The organism is Anabaena sp. CCY 9402-a, assembly GCF_963920945.1.
GTDB lineage: Bacteria > Cyanobacteriota > Cyanobacteriia > Cyanobacteriales > Nostocaceae > Trichormus > Trichormus minutissimus.
Genome location: NZ_CAWUDL010000123.1, coordinates 1 through 10,042 on the forward strand (window position 1 = coordinate 1; position 10,042 = coordinate 10,042).

A 10,042-nucleotide genomic window follows, 5' to 3' on the forward strand; every position below is an offset into this window, starting at 1 on the left:
GTAAGTGAACAATTATCACTTTACCTTGCTTTTGTTCTTAACCGAGAAGTATTGGTTTGGAACTGACAGAAGTACCTTATGCACTTTTGGGTGTAACGCCAATGGAAGTTTTAGGGTTAGAACCAGACTTAAAAAATCGTAAGTTGCGGGTTTTACCGATGAATTCTGAGCAAACTTACCTCAGTGTTTTGTAGGCGAGTTGAGAGACTAGTACCGCTACGCGGAAGTCAAAAATCAAAGTGTTGTATATTAAGGCTTTAAACGATTGAGAATGGTCTGTTTACTTACGCCGTGCTGTACTAGCTAACGCGTTTGTTTGTCTAAAACTTTTTGATGCAATTGTGATGGGCGATGGTATGCGACCAACCGAAGGCGATCGCCCCTACCCATGATTTAGCGATCATCACTCAGTCAGTCTGATTGTATGTTGTACTATGAACAGACTGGCAAATCCTGGCATGGGAGTCTCTGGAATGAAAAATCTGGAATTCTCTCGGCTAAACTAGTTGCTATTTTTAAATTAATTGATACACTTGTTCTTCATTATCCCTATGATCTAGCACCTATGGTGCATATTAAGCGCGTCGAACTTACCAACTTTAAATCCTTCGGTGGTACTACTTCAGTCCCTCTACTACCGGGGTTCACTGTCGTCTCTGGGCCAAATGGTTCGGGTAAGTCGAATATTTTGGATGCACTGCTGTTTTGTTTAGGACTTTCTAGTTCTAAGGGGATGCGCGCCGATCGCCTCCCAGATTTGGTGAATAATACTCAAACGGCTAAAAGTCGCGCGGCGGTGGAAGCTAGTGTGACTGTGACTTTTGATTTATCTGATTTGGTAGATGTCAATGATCAGGTGTCAGTGGTCAGCAGTGATGAAGAATTATTACAAGATGAGGCAGAAAATGAACCACAGCCAATAGTTAATGGCAATGGTCACAAGCCAACGGAATGGAGTGTAACTCGGAGGCTACGGGTAACTCATCAGGGAAGTTATACATCGAATTACTATATTAATGGTGCTTCTTGTACGCTGACAGAGTTGCATGAGCAGTTGGAAAGTGTGCGGATTTACCCAGAAGGGTATAACGTGGTGCTGCAAGGTGATGTGACTAGTATTATCTCGATGAATGCTAAGGAACGTCGGGAAATTATTGATGAGTTGGCTGGGGTGGCTGCTTTTGATCGCAAGATTCATCAAGCTAAGGCTACTTTGGATGAGGTGAAGGAAAAGGAAGATAGTTGTCGGATTATTGAGACTGAGTTAACTTTACAGCGCGATCGCCTGTCTCAAGATAAGGCTAAGGCGGAGAAGTATCAAAAGTTACGGACTGAATTTTTGCATAAGCAGTCTTGGGAGGCGGTTCTGTCTTGGCGTTCCTTGCAAGCGCAGCAGGAAAAGTTGGCGATGGAAATTCAAGCCGGCGATCGCAATTATGGTGAACTGACAACTCAACTCACCAGCCTAAATACAGAAATTGCTGAGAAAACGGCACAATTAGAACAACTCAATGCTCATGTAAAAGCTTTGGGTGAAGAGGAATTATTGGCGGTACAGTCTACCCTCGCTACCCAAGAGGCGGAACGGAAGCAATTACAACGTCAGCAAACGGAGTTAACCACAGCTTTGCAGGAAACTGTTAGGCGGTTGGCGCAAACTCAGCAGGAAGTTCAACAGCATCATCAGGGATTGGCTGAAATTGCCCAAGCACAGGGTCTAGAACAGCAATCTATCCTCTATTGTCAGCAGCAACGGGAGGAGACACAACAAGGGTTAGAACAGTCCCGTGAAGCCGCCGCAGCGATCGCTACAGCTTCGGAGGCGTGGGTACAGCAACAAACTGCACTCAACCGTCAAATTGAAACTTTGCTGCAAACTTTAGAACCCCAGCGTACTGAACAAGCACAACTAAAGGAACGCAATAGTCAATTACAGGAGTTAATTCAAGAAGAAACTCAGTTAATTGCCACTTTAGAACCGCAGTTAGCAGAAAAACAAGCTGAGTGTACAAAATTAGAAGCAGAGTTTCAGACTTCCAACGAACCTATTCAAGATTTAGCCCAAAATCTCGCCGCTACGGAACAGGAATTACAAATCCAACAGGAAACCCAAAAGCGGCTATTGCAAGAACAACGGGAAAAGCAGCGTCAGTTAGATAAAATTGACGCGCAAACCCAAGCACAGCAAGAAGTGCAGGGAACTCAAGCGAGTAAAGTGATCATCCAATCGGGAATGCCTGGGGTTTGCGGTTTGGTGGTACATTTGGGACGGGTAGAACCCCGTTTTCAGTTGGCGTTGGAAATTGCGGCTGGGGCGCGTTTGGGACACATTGTAGTCGAAGATGACGGTATCGCCTCCGCCGGGATTCAATTACTCAAACAAAAACGCGCCGGGAGAGCAACATTTTTACCTTTAAATAAAATTCAAGCCCCTAGAATTACCCAAGATGCAACACTCCGATTAGCTAACGGCTTTGTGAGTTATGCAGTGAATTTAGTAGAATGCGATCGCCGTTATCGTGATGTATTTAATTATGTGTTCGGTAACACCGTCGTATTCGCCAACTTGGAACAGGCGCGGAAGAATCTCGGCTTGTATCGCATCGTCACCTTAGACGGGGAACTACTAGAAACCAGTGGCGCAATGACTGGCGGTAGCATGAATCAGCGTTCATCGTTGCGCTTCGGGAAGGGAGAAGCGGCGGAATCAGACGAAGTTGTGGCTTTAAAACAGCGTTTGCAGGATATTGATCGGATTTTAGACCGTTGTAGTGATGCGATCGCTACTTTATCAGTTAAAACCAAACAACTATCCCAAGAACTCACAGAAACACGCCAAGCACGGCGAGAACAGCAGTTGCAATTAGAGCAGTTGCAAAAAGATATTAAGAGTTTAACAGCCCAGTTAACAGGGACGCGATCGCAACTCACCCAAAACACCGAAAAATTCACCACAGCCCAATCCCGCCTAGAAATATTAAATAATGAACTCCCAGGACAAGAAAGCCAATTACAGCAACTCCGCCACACCCTAGCCGAGTTAGAAGCCTCCCAAACCCCCAGCGAATGGCAACAAATCCAGGCGACAATAAAAACTCAAGAACAGCAATTACAGCAACGAGAAACCGCCTTTAGGGAAGCCGAACAAAGACTAAAAAATCTGGAAAATCAGCAGCAACGTCTGCAAGAACGCATCCAGGAAGCCGAACAACGCATTACCGACTATCAACAAGAACAACAAACCCAACAAACCCAAATCACCACCCTCAGCACTCAGCACTCAGCCCTCAGCACTCAAATCACCGCCACCCGCACCCAAATGAACGAAATGGAAAAGAATTTGGGTGAAGAAAAACAACAACGGGATGCACTAGAACAGCAAGTGCGATCGCATTTGCTGCGCCAACAACAATTAGAATGGGAAATCCAAAAACTAGAAGAAACCCAACTCAAACGGCGGGAAGACTTAGCAGCACTGCAAACCCAACTACAAGAAGTCGCCGCCGAATTGCCCAATCCCTTACCGGAAGTCCCAGATAAAGTAGACTTAGAAGAATTGCAGAAAGAATTGCGATCTCTATCCAAACGCTTGCAGGCAATGGAACCTGTGAATATGTTGGCTTTGGAAGAATACGAACGTACCCAAAACCGCCTGGAAGAACTTAGTCAAAAATTGCAGACATTAGAAGGAGAACGCACGGAATTACTCTTAAGAATTGAAAACTTTACCACCTTGCGACAACAAGCCTTTAAAGAAGCCTTCGATGCTGTTAACATCAACTTTCAATCAATTTTTGCCATCCTTTCCGACGGTGACGGCTACCTGCAACTCGACAATCCCGAAGATCCCTTTGCTAGCGGCTTGAATTTAGTCGCCCACCCCAAAGGTAAACCAGTCCAAAGACTTGCTTCCATGTCTGGGGGTGAAAAATCCCTCACCGCCCTCAGCTTTATCTTCGCCCTGCAACGCTACCGTCCCTCACCTTTTTACGCCTTTGACGAAGTTGATATGTTTCTTGATGGCGCAAATGTCGAACGATTATCTAGAATGATTAAACAACAGGCACAACAAGCCCAGTTCATAGTTGTGAGTTTGCGCCGTCCGATGATAGAATCAGCCGAACGCACAATTGGCGTTACTCAAGCAAGGGGAGCTTACACCCAAGTTTTGGGCATTAAATTGCAATCCTCGAATACATCTGCTTGAGTTTTTGTTAATAATAGTGTATAGATAAACCGGATTCGAGATCAGGACTCCGTATAGAATGACCTCTGAACAGATAATTAGGCGTTCCGACATATTAAATACCCAGGTGATTACCCGCGACAATGGCAAACGACTAGGCATTGTGAGTCAAGTTTGGGTAGATATTGATCAAAGAGAGGTTGTGGCTCTTGGTTTGCGAGACAGCCTGATCTCCATCTCTGGTCTGCCACGTTATATGTACCTTAGCAGCATCAACCAATTTGGTGATGTCATCCTGGTTGATAACGAAGATGTCATCGAAGATATTGAAGTCGAAGGCCTCAGTAACCTGATGAACTGGGAAGTAATTACAGAAACAGGTGAAGTATTAGGCAAAGTGCGCGGCTTCAAATTTGAAGGCGAAACAGGTAAACTAAACTCCATCATCATCGCTTCCCTGGGAGTGCCACAAATTCCTGACCAGTTTTTGAGTACCTACGAGATATCAATAGAAGAAGTTGTTAGCACCGGCCCCAGCCGATTAATTGTGTTTGAAGGTGCTGAAGAACGCGTCAACCAGTTAACAGTTGGTGTTTTGGAAAGACTGGGCATCGGTAAAGCACCTTGGGAAAGAGGTGCAGAGGAAGAATACGGCTATTCTGCACCCCGCACCGTTGCACCATCCAATCAACTTCCCAGTGGCGTACCCTTACAACCACCCAAGCCTAAAATTCGCACCCCCGAACCCGTAGCTATAGAAGAAGAATGGAATGAGGACTACATAGAAGAAGAAAGACCACGGCGTGAAGTCATGAAGGCGCGCTCTTACGAGTCCATTCAATACGAAGAAGACGAAGAAGATAACTGGAGTGAAGCCACAGGTAGGGACAGATATCAAGAACCACCAGCCCAACCATTCAAGCCCAAGCCCTACGCCAACGATTACGATGATTATGAGGATTTAGAAGGCGATGCTTGGGAAGATACACCACCGCAACCAGTGAATATCCCTAAAAAAGTCAAAGAAAGACAGCCAGAATACGAAGAAGAAAGCGGATATTAACTCGCCTCATGACTGAGGTGAAGGTTTGATACCAGTTTATCGTGCTAATTTTGGATTTTGGATTGTTTTTTCGGTACAAGTCCCACCCCTTGTGGGTGGAACAAATCTAAAATTGCCAATCTAAAATCCAAAATTGATTGAGAGAAAGTGACTTGAAAAGCCGTCAAGCGAGCGTGTCTTTAGACTTGGAGTATTTGACAGATGCTAACACCGCTCAACTTCTGGCTAGATCAGGAAATTTCAGCTTAAGGAATAGAAAGCGATCGCAATAATCGCTCAACAACACTTCTCGCACTACGCCCACCTCTGGGAATGAGTCTATGACACAGCACATGAGGCGCGAGCATCTTCACGTCATCAGGAATCGCATAATCACGCCCCAACAGAAAAGCTAAGGCTTGGGTGGCTTTTTGTAAGGCTACTGTACCCCGTGGACTCACACCAAGGCTAATCTCTTCATCTTGGCGTGTTGTCCGCACCAATTCTAGAATGTATTGTTGCAAGGAAGTTTCGACTTTCACCTGGGAGCAGAATTGACGTAATTTTGCTATTTCTGCCAAATTTATACAAGATTGTAAATCATCTACCTTGATTCCATGCTGGAGATTTTGCAGCATTTCTAATTCTTCGTCCGCCGAGGGATAACCCAAACTCAAGGAGAGCATAAATCGATCCATTTGAGCTTCTGGAAGCGGGAAAGTACCTTGATATTCGATAGGATTTTGGGTAGCAATCACAAAGAAAGGTTGCGGTACAGGGCGGGAAACACCATCCACTGTCACCTGGTGTTCTTCCATGACTTCCAGCAAAGCCGATTGAGTGCGGGGTGTGGCGCGGTTGATTTCGTCAGCTAACAACACATTCGCAAACACAGGGCCGGGGAGAAAACTAAATTCGCCGCTTTTGGGATTCCAGATGTTAGTACCTGTGATATCTGTTGGTAGTAAATCAGGGGTACATTGTAGCCGTTGAAATTTACCATCAACTGAACGTGCTAAGGATTTAGCGAGGAGAGTTTTACCGACTCCAGGGACATCTTCTAAAAGGGCATGACCACCGCCTAATAATGCCACTAGAACTAGGCGTATGGCTTCGGTTTTACCAACGATGGTACGGTTAAGATTTTGGGTTAGAGCGTCAATTTTTTCTCTCATGTACCACAGGTTGGGGTTGGTGATTGGGCTAGAAGAAACTGGAGTAGAGAATAACCTATGCCTTATTCCCCACCCCGGTATTTACAGTGTTCCCACTTAAGCAATTCAAAATTCAAAATTAAATAATTTTTGACTTTTGACTTTTGACTTTTGACTTTTTTTGCACCCTGCCCCAATTCCTCTTAATCCCAATGCCCAAATTCAGCTTTGTGATAAAACTTGTATAGCGATCGCGCAATCTTGTTGAATTTGACTTTTGAGGGCTTCTAGGGACGGAAATTTTTGTTCTGGACGCAGAAATTCGACTAACTCCACAATTAGCTTTTTTCCGTACAAATCGCCAATCCAATCTAACAGATGTACTTCTACTGAGGAATAAGTCCCGTTGACGGTGGGACGGTTGCCTATATTCATCACTCCCCAAATCTCACGTGATGTATTAGTTTCCGGTGTCTCACTCAGAATCTGCACGCGAACAGCATAAACCCCTTTGCAGGGGACAAACTTATCAATAGGGAGTTCCAGGTTAGCGGTAGGAAAGCCAATGGTTCTACCTATTTGCTCACCTTCCACAACCGTACCAATTAAGGTGTACAGTCTTCCCAAGCATCGATTAGCATTTTTGATATCTCCAGTTTCTAGAGACTTGCGAATTAGTGAAGTGCTAATGGGAGCATTGTCACTGATATCTAGGCTGGTACAACTATTTTTGTTGAGGGCGGGAAGGGTAGAAGTTTCTAGAGTAACTACGGTGACAGGAATATTATATGTAGCGGCGATCGCCTGCAAATCTTGAGCAGTACCACGACGATGTTTACCAAAACAAAAGTCTTGCCCGACACTAATTTGCTGACAGTGTAGCCTCTGCACGAGAATTTTTTCTACAAATTCTTCGGGAGACAAAGCTGCTAAATCCCTGTCGAAAGGCAGTAAGACTAGTTGTTCTACCCCAAGCGATCGCAATTGTTCGACTTTTTCATCTAACGGTGTTAACCAAGTCCGGGCTTGTCCTGTGAAAAATTCTTGGGGATGAGGGCGAAAAGTTACGACTGTGGAGTATATCCGTTCTTGTGGTGCTGCTAGGGGGTCTGCTTGTGGGAGTGGTGGCGTAGCGAGTCCCAGCTTCCCATCTCTTTTGACTGGCTGCAAAACTGGTTGAATCACCCTTTGATGGCCAAGATGGACGCCATCAAATTTGCCAAGGGCGACAGCAGTTGGCGTTAGCAGTCTTTCAGTTGCATCAGCAACCCACACAGAACACCCATTTTGAGACAGATTTAGCACTTGGATTTTGGGAATTGAGGTTTATTTCACCATCAATCGGTTGCTAGTTACCTCATAGGTACACTCAAACCAGTTGATAGTTCCTAATCACCAATCTAATCTAAAATCATCCCTCACTCCGACAGCAACTTTTATCCAGCAAGATTACTAACAGAAAAAGATTCTGATAACGGGGCTGAAACCGGAATTTGAAGTACCATGCCTTCCCGTGCCATAATTGCACCAGGAAACTGGGCAAAGGCTTGAGAACCTACATGATCTAAAAAATCATCGTCATGAGCAGGATCATGATGAAAAATGACTAGCGTCTTGACATTGGCCGCTTTAGCTACTTTTATCGCCTCTTGCCAAGTAGAATGTCCCCAACCAATTTTCGGTGATTTAGGAGAATAGTATTCGTCGTTAGTATAAGTGGAATCGTAAATCAAAATATCCGCATTCCGAGCCAACCACAGCACATTTTCATCCAATTTATCAGGAAAATGTTCTGTGTCGGTAATATAAACTGCCGCCCCACCACACCAGTTGACTCGATATCCCACCGCTTCACCAGGATGGTTGAGTGATGCTGTTTCTACAGTAATGTCATCAATTTGTATCGGTTTTCCTGGGTGAACGTCATGAAAATGCAGGTTAGCCTGCATGATCTGTAACGGTACAGGAAAATTGGGGTGGAGCATCTGATCATTAAGACGCTGTTCTACGGTAGAACCATCAGGAGCGATCGCACCGTAAATATGAAAATTATTCCCTTTCACAAATCCTGGGACAAAAAAGGGAAACCCCTGCACATGATCCCAGTGAGAGTGAGTGAAAAATAAATAGGCTTCTAGTGGCATTTGGCGCAATAAAGATTGTCCCAAAACGTGCAGCCCTGTACCGCCATCGAAAATTAAGCGTTTACCGCCCACTTGCATTGAGATACAAGGGGTGTTACCGCCATAACGGACAGTGTGTGGCCCTGGGCTGGGGATGCTGCCGCGAACGCCCCAAAATTGCACGGTAAATTGATTCTCTATCCTTGACATGGGTATTGCTTTCTGGACTGAGCAGGCGAGCAAGAAAAAAGTGTTAGTTGTTTTGTTAAATTTATACTGTTTTACCGGAGAAGATAGAGAAATAAATTATTGGTAATTATTGGTAAAACAGCATAAGTAGTTTGAGCTAAGTTATGTAAACCAGGTGAGGTCGTACCAAGCACTTACCTAATTATGCCCAGAATATGTGTATCAGTAATATCAAGCTCCTACTTTATAGCCTAAATTTGACTCTATTGCATAATAAAGAGGCCATGGGCATGGGAGCAATGCGATTTTATGAAATGGGGAAGAAGAGGGAGAGAAAGAAATTAAGTGAATAGACGATAAACTTTAGTGATAAAAATTACTCGTACTTTATCTCTCTCCCCCTGCGCTGCTCATTTCACGATGATCTCACTTTTTTGCATTGCTCCCTTGGGCATTGAATTTTCCTGTCCCTGCTTCCCAGAAACCCCTAAGAAAAATTGAATTCCCAGTTAGATAACTTATCTAGTGCATTACCATAGGTAAGATTGTATTGCAATGGCGTAATACTAATGTAGTTATCTCGAATCACATTCACATCAATAGGGACGTTTTGCTCAAGATTTAATCCAGCTGGTGGTTCAACATCTTCTAAAACTTCGCCAGTTAACCAGTAGTAGGTTTTACCACGCGGATCAATGCGTTTATCAAAAACATCTACATAGCGGCGCACTCCTTGGCGAGTCAGTTGGACACCAGCAATTTCTTCCCAATTAACTGGAGGAACATTAACATTGAGCAACATTAAATCGGGGATAGGCTTAACACTGAGTTGCGCTATGAGAGTTTTAGCAAAGTGCGCCGCAGGTTGAAAGTTTTTGTAAGTATGACTAGTTAAGCTCATAGCTATACTGGGGATACCTTCGATCATGCCTTCCATAGCAGCAGAGACAGTTCCAGAATAAAGAATTTCCGTACCTAAATTTGCACCTTGATTGATGCCAGAAACCACTAGATCGGGGGGAGAATCTAATAAAGCCCACAACGCCAGTTTTACACAGTCCGAGGGCGTGCCATCACAAGCCCAAGCTTTGATTGTGGGATGAAAAATTGACGCGACAATTTCGGCGCGAATCGGTTGGTGTAAAGTCAGTCCGTGGCCAGTTGCCGATCGCTCCCGATCTGGACAAACTACAGTTACATCATGTCCTGCTTCAGCTAAAGCGTTAGCCAAGGTACGAATACCCAAAGCATAAATGCCGTCGTCATTGCTAATTAGTAGTTTCATAGGTTAATAGGTGATAGGTGACAGGTGACAGGTGACAGGTGACAGGTGACAGGTGACAGGTGA

The 10,042-nt window shown here is 44.6% G+C and carries 7 protein-coding genes; 3 read left to right on the forward strand and 4 right to left on the reverse strand.

Annotation, left to right across the window (positions count from 1 at the left end; translation table 11 throughout):
- Positions 1-56: 56 nt before the first annotated feature.
- From ACM0OR_RS26685 to ACM0OR_RS26695, 3 genes are all read left to right on the forward strand, one after another.
- Complete coding sequence (locus ACM0OR_RS26685) at positions 57-194, forward strand: hypothetical protein (RefSeq protein ID WP_414579439.1); 138 nt, start codon at positions 57-59, stop codon at positions 192-194.
- A 371-nt stretch (positions 195-565) separates the two neighbouring features.
- The gene (gene smc / locus ACM0OR_RS26690; RefSeq protein ID WP_414579443.1) at positions 566-4,207 is read left to right on the forward strand and encodes a chromosome segregation protein SMC; all 3,642 of its coding nucleotides are present in this window, start codon (positions 566-568) and stop codon (positions 4,205-4,207) included.
- Between the two features lie 58 nt (positions 4,208-4,265).
- Positions 4,266-5,249, forward strand: coding sequence for a PRC-barrel domain-containing protein (locus tag ACM0OR_RS26695; protein ID WP_414579440.1), 984 nt, complete (start codon positions 4,266-4,268; stop codon positions 5,247-5,249).
- 245 nt (positions 5,250-5,494) lie between these two features.
- Here the strand turns inward: ACM0OR_RS26695 and ACM0OR_RS26700 are convergent, their stop codons facing one another.
- The 4 genes from ACM0OR_RS26700 to surE form a co-directional block, all read right to left on the reverse strand.
- The gene (locus ACM0OR_RS26700) at positions 5,495-6,403 is read right to left on the reverse strand and encodes an AAA family ATPase (protein ID WP_414579441.1); all 909 of its coding nucleotides are present in this window, start codon (positions 6,401-6,403) and stop codon (positions 5,495-5,497) included.
- A gap of 201 nt (positions 6,404-6,604) precedes the next feature.
- Positions 6,605-7,687: a bifunctional riboflavin kinase/FAD synthetase gene (locus ACM0OR_RS26705; RefSeq protein ID WP_414579442.1), complete on the reverse strand. Its 1,083-nt coding sequence runs from the start codon at positions 7,685-7,687 to the stop codon at positions 6,605-6,607.
- Between the two features lie 131 nt (positions 7,688-7,818).
- The gene (locus ACM0OR_RS26710) at positions 7,819-8,715 is read right to left on the reverse strand and encodes an MBL fold metallo-hydrolase (protein WP_190695800.1); all 897 of its coding nucleotides are present in this window, start codon (positions 8,713-8,715) and stop codon (positions 7,819-7,821) included.
- Positions 8,716-9,181: 466 nt separating this feature from the next.
- Positions 9,182-9,979 (reverse strand): 5'/3'-nucleotidase SurE, encoded by a 798-nt coding sequence (gene surE / locus ACM0OR_RS26715; RefSeq protein ID WP_190695797.1) that lies wholly within the window; start codon positions 9,977-9,979, stop codon positions 9,182-9,184.
- Between the last annotated feature and the right edge of the window lie 63 nt (positions 9,980-10,042).

Bases quoted from the DNA above. Each gene is read 5' to 3' on its own strand.
- smc (WP_414579443.1), top strand. From the start codon at position 566: ATGGTGCATATTAAGCGCGTCGAACTTACCAACTTTAAATCCTTCGGT.
- ACM0OR_RS26695 (WP_414579440.1), top strand. From the start codon at position 4,266: ATGACCTCTGAACAGATAATTAGGCGTTCCGACATATTAAATACCCAG.
- ACM0OR_RS26700 (WP_414579441.1), bottom strand. From the start codon at position 6,403: ATGAGAGAAAAAATTGACGCTCTAACCCAAAATCTTAACCGTACCATC.
- ACM0OR_RS26710 (WP_190695800.1), bottom strand. From the start codon at position 8,715: ATGTCAAGGATAGAGAATCAATTTACCGTGCAATTTTGGGGCGTTCGC.
- surE (WP_190695797.1), bottom strand. From the start codon at position 9,979: ATGAAACTACTAATTAGCAATGACGACGGCATTTATGCTTTGGGTATT.